We start from the raw sequence: 16,846 nt of genomic DNA on the forward strand, positions 1-16,846 counted from the left end.
CAGGCCAGGGTAAAAACAAGGGTGCGTTGAAGATATGCAAGCACCTGTAAAGTGGCGGGGATTGTTCCCCGCCGTTGCTCTTACTCGGATTCGTAAGCCGTGAAAACAGCAACCTCCGTCTGGCCAGTTCGGGTGTGAACCTCACAGAGGTCTTTTCTCGTTACCAGTGCCGCCACTACGGCGGTGATACAGATGACGATCAGGGCGACAATCATCGCCTTATGCTGCTTCATTGCTCTCTTCTCCTTGACCTTACGGTCAGTAAGAGGCACTCTACATGTGTTCTGCATATAGGGGGCCTCGGGTTGATGGTAAAATATCACTCGGGGCTTTTCTCTATCTGCCGTTCAGCTAATGCCTGAGACAGACAGCCTCAAGCACCCGCCGCTATTATATCGCTCTCTTTAACCCATTCTGTTTTATCGATTCTAATCCTGAAGACGCCTCGCATTTTTATGGCGTAATTTTTTAATGATTTAATGATTTAATTATTTAACTTTAATTTATCTCTTTATCGCAATTATTGACGACAAGCTGGATTATTTTTGAAATATTGTCCTAACAAACAACGCCGACTGACAACAAATCAATTATTACTTTTCCTAATTAATCCCTCAGAAATCCTCACATTAAGCTATGATTATCAGGGCTAAGGGTCACTCGTCAGCGCTTACAGCCGTCAAAAGACTCATCTCACCGCTGATGGCGCAAATCCTTCAATGGCTCGTAAAAAACGAACTATTCCTACACTATAATCTGATTTTAACGATGATTCGTGCGGGGTAAAATCGTAAAAACGATCTATTCACCTGAAGAGAAATAAAAAGTGAAACATCTGCATCGATTCTTTAGCAGTGATGCCTCGGGAGGCATTATTCTCATTATTGCCGCTGTATTAGCGATGATTATGGCCAACAGCGGTGCAACCAGTGGATGGTATCACGACTTTCTTGAGACGGCGGTTCAGCTCCGGGTTGGGGCACTTGAGATCAACAAGAACATGCTGCTATGGATCAATGACGCTCTGATGGCGGTATTTTTCCTGTTGGTTGGTCTGGAAGTTAAACGCGAGCTGATGCAAGGTTCGCTGGCCAGTTTGCGCCAGGCAGCATTCCCGGTTATTGCCGCAATCGGCGGGATGATTGTTCCGGCATTGCTCTATCTGGCTTTCAACTATGCCGATCCTATCACTCGTGAAGGCTGGGCGATCCCGGCGGCAACGGATATTGCCTTTGCTCTGGGCGTGTTGGCACTTTTAGGCAGTCGTGTGCCCTTGGCACTGAAGATCTTCTTGATGGCTCTGGCTATTATCGATGATCTTGGAGCCATCATTATCATCGCCTTGTTCTACACTAATGACTTGTCGATGGCCTCTCTCGGCGTTGCGGCAGTAGCGATTGCCGTACTCGCGGTACTGAATATCTGTGGTGTTCGCCGCACGGGTGTTTATATTCTGGTTGGCGTTGTGCTGTGGACAGCGGTGTTGAAATCAGGTGTCCATGCAACGCTGGCTGGCGTCATTGTCGGCTTCTTTATTCCGTTAAAAGAGAAGCATGGGCGCTCTCCGGCTAAACGTCTGGAGCATGTTTTGCATCCGTGGGTGGCATATCTGATTTTGCCGCTGTTTGCGTTTGCCAATGCGGGTGTATCTCTGCAAGGTGTGACGCTGGATGGCCTGACCTCCATTCTGCCATTGGGGATCATCGCTGGCTTGCTGATTGGCAAACCGCTGGGGATTAGTCTGTTCTGCTGGTTGGCGCTGCGTTTGAAACTGGCGCATCTGCCAGAGGGAACGACTTACCAGCAAATTATGGCGGTTGGTATCCTGTGCGGTATCGGTTTTACTATGTCTATCTTTATTGCCAGCCTGGCGTTTGGTAGCGTAGATCCAGAACTGATTAACTGGGCAAAATTAGGCATCCTTGTCGGTTCAATTTCTTCGGCGGTAATTGGATATAGCTGGTTACGCGTTCGTTTACGTCCAGCAGTTTGACAGGACGGTTTACCGGGGAGCCATAAACGGCTCCCTTTTCATTGTTATCAGGGAGAGAAATGAGCATGTCTCATATCAATTACAACCACTTATACTACTTCTGGCATGTCTACAAAGAAGGTTCTGTGGTTGGCGCAGCGGAGGCGCTCTATTTAACACCACAAACGATTACCGGGCAGATCAGGGCGCTGGAAGAGCGTCTGCAAGGGAAATTATTTAAGCGTAAAGGGCGCGGTCTGGAACCCAGTGAACTGGGGGAGCTGGTCTATCGCTATGCCGATAAAATGTTCACTTTAAGTCAGGAAATGCTGGATATCGTGAATTATCGCAAAGAGTCCAATTTATTGTTTGATGTTGGCGTGGCTGACGCGCTTTCCAAACGTCTGGTCAGTAGCGTACTGAACGCCGCAGTGGTAGAAGGGGAGCCGATTCATCTACGTTGCTTTGAGTCTACTCACGAAATGCTCCTCGAGCAGCTAAGCCAGCATAAACTGGACATGATTATTTCGGACTGCCCGATAGATTCTACGCAGCAGGAAGGCCTGTTCTCCGTGAGGATTGGAGAATGCGGCGTGAGCTTCTGGTGCACAAATCCGCCGCCGGAAAAACCTTTCCCGGCTTGTCTGGAAGAACGGCGGCTACTGATTCCTGGGCGTCGCTCCATGTTAGGGCGTAAATTGCTTAACTGGTTTAATTCTCAGGGATTAAACGTCGAGATTCTTGGTGAATTTGATGATGCCGCGTTGATGAAAGCTTTTGGCGCGATGCACAATGCTATTTTTGTCGCGCCGACGCTTTATGCATATGATTTTTATGCTGATAAAACTGTCGTAGAAATTGGCCGCGTTGAGAATGTGATGGAAGAGTACCATGCCATTTTTGCTGAACGCATGATTCAGCATCCGGCAGTACAGCGTATCTGTAATACGGATTATTCTTCGTTGTTTTCTCCTGCCTCACGATAGATATTAGAACTCACGCCCCGCTATATACGGGGCGTGCTAATGAACAAACAATGTCCTTTAAGCGGGTAATAGCTGGCGATATTTCCCTTTCTCGCGAATGAATACCGGTATCTGGTGCAGCGGCGCACAATGATGAAGCGTTTGCCCACCCGCGTAGTGTTCATGGGTATAAAAATCGATCCATGTCTCTCCGGCAGGCAACCAGACATCACGTGAACGTGTACCTTCGTGCATTACAGGGGCAACGAGAAGGTCCGGGCCAAAGCAGTACTGATCATAAATGTTCCAGCTTTCAGCCTGGTCAGGAAATTCAAAGAACATCGTGCGCATTACCGGGCTGTTCTTCTCGTGCGTCTCAGCCATAATTTTACTGATATAAGGTTTCAGCTTCTCACGCAACAGCAGGCAGGAAGTGAGAATTTCACCGGTTTCTTCACCATAGCTCCAGACTTCATTCGGCGCGCCAGTCGGACATTGTGCGATGCCATCACGATAGGGTTGTTCTGGCAAAACTTGCGGGTCGCGGTTGCCATGTAAACGCATTACTGGGCTGAATACCCCCCACTGGAACCAGCGAATAAGCAGTTCATGAAATTTTGGATCATGTATGTTGCCACCGTGGAAACCGCCAATATCCGTCGTCCACCACGGGATCCCGGCAATTCCCATGTTCAGCCCGGCAGCAAACTGATTGCGCAGAGAACGGAAGGAGGAGTGGATATCGCCTGACCACACCAGGGCACCATATTTCTGACTACCGGCCCAGGCGCAACGTAGCAGGTTGATCACCTGCTTTTCTCCGGCTGCCTGCATGCCATCGAAGAAAGTTTTGGCGTACATACGCGGATAGATATTACCGACTTCCAGCACAGGCCCTGCGTAGTAACGATAGTTGTCGTAATCGTAAACACCGAACTCTGGCTCGGCTTCATCCAGCCAGAACAGCTTCACGCCTTTATCGTAATAATTGCGTTTGGCTTTGTTCCAGACATATTCCCGTGCGCCAGGATGGGTCGCATCAAAGAATGTGGTGTTGCCAAGGAAATCCATATTGATCGGCAAACCACGTTCGGTATGGACCAGCCAGCCATTTTCTTTCATCTCCCGATAACTCTCGGTACGGTTATCTACGGTAGGCCAGAATGAAACCATCAGTTCGATGCCCATTTCTTTTAATTCGGCGATCATCGCATCGGGATCTGGCCAGTCACGCAGATCGAACATCCAGTCGCCCTGATTAGGCCAATGGAAGAAATCGATGACAATCACCGAGATCGGAAGATTGCGTTGCTTGTAGCCGCGTGCGACCTCTAACAATTCTTGTTGATTACGATAGCGAAGCTTGCATTGCCAGAACCCCATTGCGTAATCAGGCATCATCGGTGGCGTACCGGTTACTCGTGCATAGGCTTCACTGATTTCAGCCGGTGTATCGCCCGCGGTGATCCAGTAGTCCAGTTGTTCACTGACCTCTGCTACCCATTCCGTGCCGTTTTGCGCGAAGGTGACGCGGCCAATTGCTGGGTTATTCCACAGAAAACCATAACCCTGATCTGATAGCAGGAAGGGAACAGAAGCCTGCGAGTTACGTTGTGCAAGCTCCAGCATGCAACCTTTTAAATCCAGATTTGGTTGCTGATACTGGCCCATGCCAAACAGTTTCTCGCCATCGTTGGCTTCAAATCGTGCCTTAATTGTGAATTTCCCGCCAGGAATAGGCTTGAATTCACGGGCCTGTAGATTAAGAGCGCTCACATATTGGCCGTGTGCGGACTCATCTTCACCAATTTCGCCACGTTGACGCCAGAACTCTTGCAGCAGGCATTTATCATCATTACGCCAGAAAGAGAGCTGGCCCTGAAGATTTACAATGGCAGTGATTTTACCATTTCTCAGCGTTGCCTGTTTTTCATCCCAGGTGATATGAGCGATAGCATCGCCAGGATCCTGAGTTAACGCCCAGTTTTCATTGCGCATTACCGGTAAATGGCGGCCGCTTCGCACGCGTAAACTGTTTTCGCCCCAGGCCTCAATCCAGAGATAACGATCGTCTTGTTGCCAGACCAGACGGTGGGGATCTTGCTTAATAAACGACATAATTGTTCCTCCCAGGAGCAAGTGGCATGTTGATTAAATTCAACGATTGTGGGCTTGCAGATCGTGTTGGATGCGACCTTCCATCGCTTCATACTGGCGAAAGAAGAGCAGTGGTACAGCCGCGAGAGCAAAGAGCAGCGCAGGGACCCAGATAAATGCCAGACTGATACCTTCCAACCCCGCAGCCGTCTGTTGTTGGTTGGGGATATAACCAAAACTGTCCATAATCAAGGCTGCGAAAGCTGTACCGATACCACTGCCCATCTTGATGCAGAAGGTGCTGCCGAAGGCGATCAGAATGCCGGTAGCTTTAATGCCGGTTTTCCAGCGACCAAAGTCAACGGCGAAACCGAGCATCGCGAAAGGCATAGAACAGGCGATACCGCTGCCGATATTGGCGAGTACCCAGGCGGCGATCATCAAAGGGATGCTGTCGGCAGCTAGCCACATGAGGCCCCCGCCTAACATCGCGACCAGCAGCCCGGTAATCCAAATCCAGGTTTTGGTGAGATAGCGACTGAAGAACGGAATGGCAATAATAAACAGGATTTGAATGGTGGCGAGACTGTTAACCAGCGGGACCAGATCTTTGCGATCCAGATTGTAGGTTAAATAGTAAACAATAGTGGTGTTGCGCTGCTGTAGGGCAATCCAGAAGATGAGGTTCGCCACTACCATCAGGATCCACGGCCAGTTCCCCTTCATTGCCGAAAAACTCTTTTTCATCGGCAGTCGTGGTTCTTGCTGTATTTTATCGGTATCCAGTTCGCGAATATTTTTAAAGGCAAACAACGTTAAGGCACAGGATATTACAGCAAAGACAATGGCAGTATAAATAAAGCCTGCTTTATCGTTACCATTACCAAGGAAAGCGACCAATGGCAATGCTGTCGCATTCATTAATAGTACGCCAATTTGCCCACCAGTCATGCGATATGAGTTTAATACCAGACGTTCCTTTGGTGACAGCGTCATCAACGGTAATATGGCGCTTAATGGTGTATTCAACCCAGTAAACAGAATGCTGGCTAACATGTACGATATTGCTGCATAAACAGCTTTTCCTGTCATGCTGATATCGGGTGACCAGAAAGAAAGTGCACTAAATACAGCAAAAGGTAATGGTAACCATAAAAACCATGGACGGCATTTTCCATAACGCGAATGGGTTTTATCGATAATGATCCCCCACACTGGCGCATCAATACCGTCTACAATGCGCGCCAGCAGTAGGATGATGCCTGCAACCGCCAGACTAATCCCTGCTACGTCGGTGTAGAAATAAAGAATGTAGGTAGAGCCAAAACAGTAGAGCAGATTACCGGCAACATCCAGTGAGCCGTAGCTAATTCGCTGTATTAAAGGTAAGGAATCGGATGAAGTTGATTGAGTAGTTTCAATGACGGAACTCATTATATTCTCTCCAGAACAAGAATGCCTGTCTCAGAAAAAAAGCTTTTATTTTCTAAGCAAATACATACTGACTTTCCTTAATGCATATTTATTAATGATTTAAACAACGTTGTGAGAATGAGGTTAGTTAAGGAGAGTGATGGCGACAATTATAATTTTTCGTTTTAAGTTTGCGTTAATTCGTTTTTAGCTTTGTTTCTCTGTATTTTGTTATGCAGTTCACGTTTTATCAGGGAATAAAACATTTTAACTTTTATGATGAAATGTTAAATATTTTATACTTAGGGGAATATATGGCGGCAGAAATAAGCAAAAGAGAGATGCCTTTCATTTGAAACTTCCAGGCGTGCAGGTATAAAAAAACCCGCTTGCGCGGGCTTTTTCACAAAGCTTCAGCAAATTGGCAATTAAGCCAGTTTGTTGATCTGTGCAGTCAGGTTAGCCTTATGACGTGCAGCTTTGTTTTTGTGGATCAGACCTTTAGCAGCCTGACGGTCCACGATCGGTTGCATTTCGTTAAATGCTTTCTGTGCAGCAGCTTTGTCGCCAGCTTCGATAGCTGCGTATACTTTCTTGATGAAAGTACGCATCATAGAGCGACGGCTTGCGTTGTGCTTACGAGCCTTTTCAGACTGAATGGCGCGCTTCTTAGCTGATTTGATATTAGCCAAGGTCCAACTCCCAAATGTGTTCTATATGGACAATTCAAAGGCCGAGGAATATGCCCTTTTAGCCTTCTTTTGTCAATGGATTTGTGCAAATAAGCGCCGTTAATGTGCCGGCACTCGTTACGTAGTGATGGCGCAGGATTCTACCAGCTTGCGTGGTGTGAATACAGCTTTTCCGCGATAAAAATTGCAGCAGGCCGTGAGTTTCTTCCTGTGATTTGCGCCATGGCAATGAAAAGCCACTTCTTTCTGATTTCGGTACTCAATCGCCGGTTAACCTTGACCGCTGTACAAGGTATACTCGGACGATTTTCACTGTTTTGAGCCAGACATGAAGCTGATACGCGGCATACATAATCTCAGCCAGGCCCCGCAAGAAGGGTGTGTGCTGACTATTGGTAATTTCGACGGCGTGCATCGCGGTCATCGCGCGTTGTTACAGGGCTTGCAGGAAGAAGGGCGCAGGCGAAACTTACCGGTAATGGTGATGATTTTCGAGCCTCAACCGCTGGAACTGTTTGCCACTGATAAAGCCCCGGCGCGGCTGACCCGGCTGCGGGAAAAACTGCGTTACCTTGCAGAGTGCGGCGTAGATTACGTGCTCTGTGTGCGTTTCGATAGGCGTTTTGCAGCGTTGACCGCGCAAAATTTCATCAGCGATCTTCTGGTAAAGCATTTGCGGGTAAAATTCCTCGCCGTGGGTGATGATTTCCGCTTTGGCGCTGGTCGTGAAGGCGATTTCTTGTTATTACAGAAAGCTGGCTTGGAATACGGCTTTGACATTACCAGTACGCAAACTTTTTGCGAAGGTGGCGTGCGTATCAGCAGCACCGCCGTGCGTCAGGCACTGGCAGACGATAATCTGTCTCTGGCAGAAAGTTTACTGGGGCACCCGTTTGCCATCTCCGGGCGTGTGGTCCACGGTGATGAATTAGGGCGCACTATAGGTTTCCCGACGGCGAATGTACCGCTGCGCCGTCAGGTTTCCCCGGTGAAAGGGGTTTATGCGGTGGAAGTGCTGGGCCTCGGTGAAAAGCCGTTACCCGGCGTGGCAAACATCGGAACACGCCCAACGGTTGCCGGTATTCGCCAGCAGCTGGAAGTGCATTTGTTAGATGTTGCAATGGACCTTTACGGTCGCCATATACAAGTAGTGCTGCGTAAAAAAATACGCAATGAGCAGCGATTTGCGTCGCTGGACGAACTGAAAGCGCAGATTGCGCGTGATGAATTAACCGCCCGCGAATTTTTTGGGCTAACAAAACCGGCTTAAGCCTGTTATGTAATCAAACCGAAATACGGAACCGAGAATCTGATGAGTGACTATAAATCAACCCTGAATTTGCCGGAAACAGGGTTCCCGATGCGTGGCGATCTCGCCAAGCGCGAACCGGGAATGCTGGCGCGTTGGACTGATGATGATCTGTACGGCATCATCCGTGCGGCTAAAAAAGGCAAAAAAACCTTCATTCTGCATGATGGCCCTCCTTATGCGAATGGCAGCATTCATATTGGTCACTCGGTTAACAAGATTCTGAAAGATATAATCGTGAAGTCCAAAGGACTTTCCGGTTATGACTCGCCGTATGTGCCTGGTTGGGACTGCCACGGTCTGCCGATCGAACTGAAAGTAGAGCAAGAATACGGTAAGCCAGGTGAGAAATTCACCGCCGCCGAGTTCCGCGCTAAGTGCCGCGAATACGCTGCGACCCAGGTTGACGGTCAGCGCAAAGACTTTATCCGTCTGGGCGTGCTGGGCGACTGGTCGCACCCGTACCTGACCATGGACTTCAAAACTGAAGCCAACATCATCCGCGCGCTGGGCAAAATCATCGGTAATGGCCATCTGCACAAAGGCGCGAAGCCGGTGCACTGGTGCGTAGACTGCCGTTCTGCACTGGCAGAAGCAGAAGTTGAGTATTACGACAAAACTTCTCCGTCCATTGACGTCGCTTTCCAGGCGGTCGATCAGGATGCGCTGAAAGCGAAATTTGGCGTCAGCAACGTTAACGGCCCAATCTCGCTGGTTATCTGGACCACCACGCCGTGGACGCTGCCTGCGAACCGTGCAATCTCTATTGCACCTGATTTCGACTATGCGCTGGTGCAGATCGACGGTCAGGCTGTGATTCTGGCAAAAGATCTGGTTGAAAGCGTAATGCAGCGTATCGGCGTGACCGATTACACCATTCTCGGCACGGTAAAAGGTGCGGAGCTTGAGCTGCTGCGCTTTGCCCATCCGTTTATGGGCTTCGATGTTCCGGCAATTCTTGGCGATCACGTTACCCTGGATGCCGGTACTGGTGCCGTTCACACCGCGCCAGGCCACGGTCCGGACGACTATGTAATCGGTCAGAAATATGGTCTGGAAACCGCTAACCCGGTTGGCCCGGATGGCACTTATCTGCCGGGTACTTACCCGACGCTGGATGGCGTGAACGTCTTCAAAGCGAACGACATCGTCGTTGCACTGCTGCAGGAAAAAGGCGCGCTGCTGCACGTTGAGAAAATGCAGCACAGCTATCCGTGCTGCTGGCGTCACAAAACGCCGATCATCTTCCGCGCAACGCCGCAGTGGTTCGTCAGTATGGATCAGAAAGGTCTGCGTGCGCAGTCACTGAAAGAGATCAAAGGCGTGCAGTGGATCCCGGACTGGGGCCAGGCGCGTATCGAGTCGATGGTCGCTAACCGTCCTGACTGGTGTATCTCCCGTCAGCGTACCTGGGGCGTACCGATGTCGCTGTTCGTGCACAAAGACACTGACGAATTGCATCCGCGTACCCTCGAACTGATGGAAGAAGTGGCTAAACGCGTTGAAGTTGACGGTATCCAGGCGTGGTGGGATCTCGATGCGAAAGAGATCCTCGGCGACGAAGCTGACCAGTATGTGAAAGTGCCGGATACTCTCGATGTATGGTTTGACTCCGGATCTACCCACTCTTCTGTTGTTGACGTGCGCCCGGAATTTGCTGGTCACGCAGCGGACATGTATCTGGAAGGTTCTGACCAGCACCGTGGTTGGTTCATGTCTTCCCTGATGATCTCCACCGCGATGAAAGGCAAAGCGCCGTATCGTCAGGTACTGACTCACGGCTTTACCGTGGATGGTCAGGGTCGCAAGATGTCTAAATCCATCGGCAACACCGTTTCGCCGCAGGATGTGATGAACAAGCTGGGCGCGGATATTCTGCGTCTGTGGGTGGCATCAACCGACTACACCGGCGAAATGGCCGTTTCTGACGAGATCCTGAAACGTGCTGCCGATAGCTATCGTCGTATCCGTAACACCGCGCGCTTCCTGCTGGCAAACCTGAACGGTTTTGATCCAGCAAAAGATATGGTGAAACCGGAAGAGATGGTGGTACTGGATCGCTGGGCCGTAGGTTGTGCGAAAGCGGCACAGGAAGATATCCTCAAGGCGTATGAAGCATACGATTTCCACGAAGTGGTACAGCGTCTGATGCGCTTCTGCTCCGTTGAGATGGGTTCCTTCTACCTCGACATCATCAAAGACCGTCAGTACACCGCGAAAGCGGACAGCGTGGCGCGTCGTAGCTGCCAGACTGCGCTGTATCACATCGCGGAAGCGCTGGTTCGCTGGATGGCACCAATCCTCTCCTTCACCGCTGATGAAGTGTGGGGCTACCTGCCGGGCGAACGTGAAAAATACGTCTTCACCGGCGAGTGGTACGAAGGCCTGTTTGGTCTGGCAGACAGTGAAGCGATGAACGATGCGTTCTGGGACGAGCTGTTGAAAGTGCGTGGCGAAGTGAACAAAGTCATTGAGCAAGCGCGTGCCGACAAGAAAGTGGGCGGCTCGCTGGAAGCGGCAGTGACGCTGTATGCTGAACCGGAACTGGCGGCGAAACTGACCGCGCTGGGCGATGAATTACGATTTGTCCTGTTGACCTCTGGCGCTACCGTTGCAGACTATAACGACGCACCTGCTGATGCTCAGCAGAGCGAAGTACTCAAAGGGCTGAAAGTCGCGTTGAGTAAAGCCGAAGGTGAGAAGTGCCCACGCTGCTGGCACTACACCCAGGATGTCGGCAAGGTGGCGGAACACGCAGAAATCTGCGGCCGCTGTGTCAGCAACGTCGCCGGTGACGGTGAAAAACGTAAGTTTGCCTGATGAGTCAATCGATCTGTTCAACAGGGCTACGCTGGCTGTGGCTGGTGGTAGTCGTGCTGATTATCGATCTGGGCAGCAAATACCTGATCCTCCAGAACTTTGCTCTGGGGGATACGGTACCGCTGTTCCCGTCGCTTAATCTGCATTATGCGCGTAACTATGGCGCGGCGTTTAGTTTCCTTGCCGATAGCGGCGGCTGGCAGCGTTGGTTCTTTGCCGGTATTGCGATTGGTATTAGCGTGATTCTGGTGGTGATGATGTATCGCTCGAAGGCCACGCAGAAGCTAAACAATATCGCTTATGCGCTGATTATTGGCGGCGCGCTGGGCAACCTGTTCGACCGCCTGTGGCACGGCTTCGTTGTCGATATGATCGACTTCTACGTCGGCGACTGGCACTTCGCCACCTTCAACCTTGCTGATACAGCCATCTGTGTCGGCGCGGCACTGATTGTGCTGGAAGGTTTTTTGCCTTCTAAAGCGAAAAAACAATAATAAACCCTGCCGGATGTGATGCTGACGCATCTTATCCGGCCTACAGATTGCTGCGAAATCGTAGGCTGCATCCGGCAAAAATCCTCAAAATATAAGAGCAAACCTGCATGTCTGAATCTGTACAGAGCAATAGCGCCGTCCTGGTGCACTTCACGCTGAAACTCGACGATGGCACCACCGCCGAGTCTACCCGTAACAATGGTAAACCGGCGCTATTCCGCCTGGGCGATGCTTCTCTCTCCGAAGGGCTGGAGCAACACCTGCTGGGGCTGAAAGTGGGCGATAAAACCACCTTCTCGCTGGAGCCAGATGCGGCGTTTGGCGTGCCGTCACCGGACCTGATTCAGTACTTCTCCCGCCGTGAATTTATGGATGCAGGCGAGCCAGAAATTGGCGCAATTATGCTTTTTACCGCAATGGATGGCAGTGAGATGCCTGGCGTGATCCGCGAAATTAACGGCGACTCCATTACCGTTGATTTCAACCATCCGCTGGCCGGGCAGACCGTTCATTTTGATATTGAAGTGCTGGAAATCGATCCGGCACTGGAGGCGTAACATGCAGATCCTGTTGGCCAACCCGCGTGGTTTTTGTGCCGGGGTAGACCGCGCTATCAGCATTGTTGAAAACGCGCTGGCCATTTACGGCGCACCGATATATGTCCGTCACGAAGTGGTGCATAACCGCTACGTGGTCGATAGCCTGCGCGAGCGTGGGGCTATCTTTATTGAGCAGATTAGCGAAGTACCGGACGGCGCGATCCTGATTTTCTCCGCACACGGTGTTTCTCAGGCGGTACGTAACGAAGCAAAAAGCCGCGATTTGACGGTGTTTGATGCCACCTGTCCGCTGGTGACCAAAGTGCATATGGAAGTCGCCCGCGCCAGCCGCCGTGGCGAAGAGTCGATTCTCATCGGCCACGCCGGGCATCCGGAAGTGGAAGGTACGATGGGCCAGTACAGTAACCCGGAAGGGGGAATGTATCTGGTCGAATCGCCGGACGATGTGTGGAAACTGACGGTCAAAAACGAAGAGAAACTCTCCTTTATGACCCAGACCACGCTGTCGGTGGATGACACGTCTGATGTGATCGACGCGCTGCGTAAACGCTTCCCGAAAATTGTCGGTCCGCGCAAAGATGACATCTGCTACGCCACGACTAACCGTCAGGAAGCGGTACGCGCCCTGGCAGAACAGGCGGAAGTTGTGTTGGTGGTCGGTTCGAAAAACTCCTCCAACTCCAACCGTCTGGCGGAGCTGGCCCAGCGTATGGGCAAACGCGCGTTTTTGATTGACGATGCGAAAGATATCCAGGAAGAGTGGGTGAAAGAGGTTAAATGCGTCGGCGTGACTGCGGGCGCATCGGCTCCGGATATTCTGGTACAGAATGTGGTGGCACGTTTGCAACAGCTGGGCGGTGGCGAAGCCATTCCGCTGGAAGGCCGCGAAGAAAACATTGTTTTCGAAGTACCGAAAGAGTTGCGTGTCGATATTCGTGAAGTCGATTAAGTCATTAGCAGCCTAAGTTATGCGAAAATGCCGGTCTTGTTACCGGCATTTTTTATGGAGAAAACATGCGCTTACCCATTTTCCTCGATACTGACCCCGGCATTGACGATGCCGTCGCCATTGCCGCCGCGATTTTTGCCCCCGAACTCGACCTGCAACTGATGACCACCGTCGCGGGTAATGTCTCGGTTGAGAAAACCACCCGCAACGCCCTGCAACTGCTGCATTTCTGGAATGCGGAGATTCCGCTCGCCCAGGGAGCCGCTGTGCCGCTGGTACGCGCACCGCGTGATGCAGCATCTGTGCACGGCGAATCGGGAATGGCTGGCTACGACTTTGTTGAGCACAACCGAAAGCCACTCGGGATACCGGCGTTTCTGGCGATTCGGGATGCCCTGATGCGTGCACCAGAGCCCGTTACCCTGGTGGCCATCGGCCCGTTAACCAATATTGCGCTGTTACTTTCACACTGCCCGGAATGTAAACCGTATATTCGTCGTCTGGTGATCATGGGCGGTTCTGCTGGTCGCGGCAACTGTACACCAAACGCCGAGTTTAATATCGCTGCCGATCCAGAAGCGGCAGCCTGTGTCTTCCGCAGTGGTATTGAAATCGTCATGTGCGGTCTGGATGTCACCAATCAGGCAATATTAACCCCTGACTATCTCGCTACTTTGCCGGAGTTGAATCGCACCGGAAAAATGCTCCACGCCCTGTTTAGCCACTACCGTAGCGGCAGTATGCAAAGCGGTCTGCGAATGCACGATCTCTGCGCCATCGCCTGGCTGGTGCGCCCGGATTTATTCACCCTCAAGCCGTGTTTTGTCGCGGTAGAAACTCAAGGCGAATTTACCTCAGGCACGACGGTGGTTGATATCGACGGTTGCCTGGGCAAACCAGCCAATGTACAGGTGGCATTGGATCTGAATGTAAAAGGCTTCCAACAGTGGGTGGCTGAGGTGCTGGCTCTGGTGCCGTAACCTGTCACATGTTATCGGCATGCAGTCATTCATCGACTCATGCCTTTCACTGATATCCCTCCCTGTTTATCATTAATTTCTAATTATCAGCGTTTTTGGCTGGCGGCGTAGCGATGCGCTGGTTACTCTGAAAACGGTCTATGCAAATTAACAAAAGAGAATAGCTATGCATGATGCAAACATCCGCGTTGCCATCGCGGGAGCCGGGGGACGTATGGGCCGCCAGTTGATTCAGGCGGCGCTGGCATTAGAGGGCGTGCAGCTTGGCGCGGCGCTGGAGCGTGAGGGATCTTCTTTACTGGGTAGCGACGCCGGTGAACTGGCTGGAGTCGGAAAAACAGGCGTTACCGTGCAAAGCAGCCTCGATGCGGTAAAAGATGATTTTGATGTGTTTATCGATTTTACCCGTCCGGAAGGTACGCTGAATCATCTCGCTTTTTGTCGCCAGCACGGCAAAGGGATGGTGATTGGTACAACGGGTTTTGATGACGCAGGCAAACAGGCGATTCGCGACGCCGCCGCCGATATTGCGATTGTCTTTGCCGCCAATTTTAGCGTTGGCGTTAACGTCATGCTTAAGCTGCTGGAGAAAGCAGCCAAAGTGATGGGGGACTACACCGATATAGAAATTATCGAAGCACATCATCGACATAAAGTTGATGCACCGTCAGGCACTGCACTGGCGATGGGGGAGGCGATTGCCCACGCACTGGACAAAGATCTGAAAGATTGCGCGGTCTACAGTCGTGAAGGCCATACCGGTGAACGTGTGCCTGGCACCATTGGTTTTGCCACCGTGCGAGCGGGCGACATCGTTGGCGAACATACCGCCATGTTTGCCGATATTGGCGAGCGTCTGGAGATTACCCATAAGGCGTCCAGCCGCATGACATTTGCTAACGGCGCGGTAAGATCGGCTTTGTGGTTGAGTGGTAAGAAAAGTGGTCTTTTTGATATGCGAGATGTGCTTGATCTCAATAATTTGTAACCACAAAATATGTATGGTGATGCAAAAATAACATATTTAATTTATTGATTATAAAGGGCTTTAATTTTTAGCCCTTTTATTTTTGGTGTTATATTTTTAAATTTTATGCAAGCACTAAAAATTACATGTTTTGTCTTCTATTTTTGTTGTTTTAATGTAATTTTTGACCATTTGGTCCACTTTTTTCTTCTCGTTTTAATTTCATGCAATCTTCTTGCTGCGCAAGCGTTTTCCAGAACAGGTTAGATGATCTTTTTGTCGCTTAATGCCTGTAAAACATGCATGAGCCACAAAATAATATAAAAAATCCCGCCATTAAGTTGACTTTTAGCTCCCATATCTCCAGAATGCCGCCGTTTGCCAGAAATTCGTCGGTAAGCAGATTTGCATTGATTTACGTCATCATTGTGAATTAATATGCAAATAAAGTGAGTGAATATTCCCTGGAGGGTGTTTTGATTAAGTCAGCGCTATTGGTTCTGGAAGACGGAACCCAGTTTCACGGTCGGGCCATAGGGGCAACAGGTTCGGCGGTTGGGGAAGTCGTTTTCAATACTTCAATGACCGGTTATCAAGAAATCCTCACTGATCCTTCCTATTCTCGTCAAATCGTTACTCTTACTTATCCCCATATTGGCAATGTCGGCACTAATGACGCCGATGAAGAATCTTCTCAGGTACATGCACAAGGTCTGGTGATTCGCGACCTGCCGCTGATTGCCAGCAACTTCCGTAATACCGAAGACCTCTCTTCTTACCTGAAGCGCCATAACATCGTGGCGATTGCCGATATTGATACCCGTAAGCTGACGCGTTTACTGCGCGAGAAAGGCGCACAGAATGGCTGCATTATCGCAGGCGATAACCCGGATGCGGCGCTGGCGTTAGAAAAAGCCCGCGCGTTCCCAGGTCTGAACGGCATGGATCTGGCAAAAGAAGTGACCACCGCAGAAGCCTATAGCTGGACACAAGGGAGCTGGACGTTGACCGGCGGCCTGCCAGAAGCGAAAAAAGAAGACGAGCTGCCGTTCCACGTCGTGGCTTATGATTTTGGTGCCAAGCGCAACATCCTGCGGATGCTGGTGGATAGAGGCTGTCGCCTGACCATCGTTCCGGCGCAAACTTCTGCGGAAGATGTGCTGAAAATGAATCCAGACGGCATCTTCCTCTCCAACGGTCCTGGCGACCCGGCCCCGTGCGATTACGCCATTACCGCCATCCAGAAATTCCTCGAAACCGATATTCCGGTATTCGGCATCTGCCTCGGCCATCAGTTGCTTGCACTGGCGAGCGGTGCGAAGACCATCAAGATGAAGTTCGGCCACCACGGCGGCAACCATCCGGTTAAAGATGTTGAGAAAAACGTGGTGATGATCACCGCTCAGAACCACGGTTTTGCGGTGGACGAAGCAACATTACCTGCAAACCTGCGTGTCACGCATAAATCCCTGTTCGACGGTACGTTACAGGGCATTCATCGCACCGATAAACCGGCGTTCAGCTTCCAGGGTCACCCTGAAGCCAGCCCTGGTCCACACGACGCCGCGCCGTTGTTCGACCACTTTATCGAGTTAATTGAGCAGTACCGTAAAACCGCTAAGTAATCA

Annotated in this window: 15 protein-coding genes; 11 read left to right on the forward strand and 4 right to left on the reverse strand. The window is 50.7% G+C overall.

What is annotated here, in order from left to right; genetic code table 11:
* Positions 1-80: 80 nt before the first annotated feature.
* Positions 81-233 carry a type I toxin-antitoxin system toxin MokC gene (gene mokC, locus D9742_RS02525; RefSeq protein ID WP_000809170.1) on the reverse strand — a complete coding sequence of 51 codons (153 nt, stop codon included), beginning with the start codon at positions 231-233 and terminating at the stop codon, positions 81-83.
* Between the two features lie 593 nt (positions 234-826).
* On the opposite strand from mokC, the gene nhaA reads away from it, so the two are divergent.
* On the forward strand, positions 827-1,993 hold the full coding sequence (nhaA, locus tag D9742_RS02530) for a Na+/H+ antiporter NhaA (protein ID WP_130235889.1): 1,167 nt from the start codon (positions 827-829) through the stop codon (positions 1,991-1,993).
* A 65-nt stretch (positions 1,994-2,058) separates the two neighbouring features.
* The gene (nhaR, locus tag D9742_RS02535) at positions 2,059-2,958 is read left to right on the forward strand and encodes a transcriptional activator NhaR (protein WP_001295755.1); all 900 of its coding nucleotides are present in this window, start codon (positions 2,059-2,061) and stop codon (positions 2,956-2,958) included.
* 57 nt (positions 2,959-3,015) lie between these two features.
* Here the strand turns inward: nhaR and D9742_RS02540 are convergent, their stop codons facing one another.
* From D9742_RS02540 to rpsT, 3 genes are all read right to left on the reverse strand, one after another.
* Positions 3,016-5,055, reverse strand: a complete 2,040-nt coding sequence (locus tag D9742_RS02540) for a glycoside hydrolase family 31 protein (RefSeq protein WP_130235890.1) — start codon at positions 5,053-5,055, stop codon at positions 3,016-3,018.
* A 39-nt stretch (positions 5,056-5,094) separates the two neighbouring features.
* Positions 5,095-6,468, reverse strand: coding sequence for an MFS transporter (locus tag D9742_RS02545; RefSeq protein ID WP_130235891.1), 1,374 nt, complete (start codon positions 6,466-6,468; stop codon positions 5,095-5,097).
* 407 nt (positions 6,469-6,875) lie between these two features.
* Positions 6,876-7,139 (reverse strand): 30S ribosomal protein S20, encoded by a 264-nt coding sequence (rpsT, locus tag D9742_RS02550; RefSeq protein ID WP_001274021.1) that lies wholly within the window; start codon positions 7,137-7,139, stop codon positions 6,876-6,878.
* A gap of 102 nt (positions 7,140-7,241) precedes the next feature.
* On the opposite strand from rpsT, the gene D9742_RS02555 reads away from it, so the two are divergent.
* From D9742_RS02555 to carA, 9 genes are all read left to right on the forward strand, one after another.
* A complete protein-coding gene (locus tag D9742_RS02555) occupies positions 7,242-7,460 on the forward strand; it encodes a DUF2575 family protein (RefSeq protein WP_130235892.1) in 219 nt (72 codons plus the stop codon).
* 7 nt (positions 7,461-7,467) lie between these two features.
* Positions 7,468-8,409, forward strand: a complete 942-nt coding sequence (gene ribF / locus D9742_RS02560; protein ID WP_130235893.1) for a bifunctional riboflavin kinase/FAD synthetase — start codon at positions 7,468-7,470, stop codon at positions 8,407-8,409.
* Positions 8,410-8,451: 42 nt separating this feature from the next.
* Complete coding sequence (gene ileS / locus D9742_RS02565; RefSeq protein ID WP_130235894.1) at positions 8,452-11,268, forward strand: isoleucine--tRNA ligase; 2,817 nt, start codon at positions 8,452-8,454, stop codon at positions 11,266-11,268.
* Positions 11,268-11,762 (forward strand): signal peptidase II, encoded by a 495-nt coding sequence (lspA, locus tag D9742_RS02570; RefSeq protein WP_000083381.1) that lies wholly within the window; start codon positions 11,268-11,270, stop codon positions 11,760-11,762. Before ileS ends, lspA begins: the two co-directional genes overlap by 1 nt.
* A gap of 107 nt (positions 11,763-11,869) precedes the next feature.
* Positions 11,870-12,319: an FKBP-type peptidyl-prolyl cis-trans isomerase gene (fkpB, locus tag D9742_RS02575; RefSeq protein WP_000004655.1), complete on the forward strand. Its 450-nt coding sequence runs from the start codon at positions 11,870-11,872 to the stop codon at positions 12,317-12,319.
* A 1-nt stretch (position 12,320) separates the two neighbouring features.
* Positions 12,321-13,271, forward strand: a complete 951-nt coding sequence (gene ispH / locus D9742_RS02580) for a 4-hydroxy-3-methylbut-2-enyl diphosphate reductase (RefSeq protein ID WP_001166395.1) — start codon at positions 12,321-12,323, stop codon at positions 13,269-13,271.
* 65 nt (positions 13,272-13,336) lie between these two features.
* On the forward strand, positions 13,337-14,251 hold the full coding sequence (rihC, locus tag D9742_RS02585) for a ribonucleoside hydrolase RihC (RefSeq protein ID WP_130235895.1): 915 nt from the start codon (positions 13,337-13,339) through the stop codon (positions 14,249-14,251).
* A gap of 166 nt (positions 14,252-14,417) precedes the next feature.
* Positions 14,418-15,239, forward strand: a complete 822-nt coding sequence (gene dapB, locus D9742_RS02590) for a 4-hydroxy-tetrahydrodipicolinate reductase (protein WP_130235896.1) — start codon at positions 14,418-14,420, stop codon at positions 15,237-15,239.
* Positions 15,240-15,694: 455 nt separating this feature from the next.
* Entirely contained in the window at positions 15,695-16,843 is a 1,149-nt protein-coding gene (carA, locus tag D9742_RS02595) for a glutamine-hydrolyzing carbamoyl-phosphate synthase small subunit (protein ID WP_001589662.1), read from the forward strand.
* Positions 16,844-16,846: the final 3 nt, after the last annotated feature.

The organism is Escherichia sp. E1V33, from assembly GCF_004211955.1.
GTDB lineage: Bacteria > Pseudomonadota > Gammaproteobacteria > Enterobacterales > Enterobacteriaceae > Escherichia.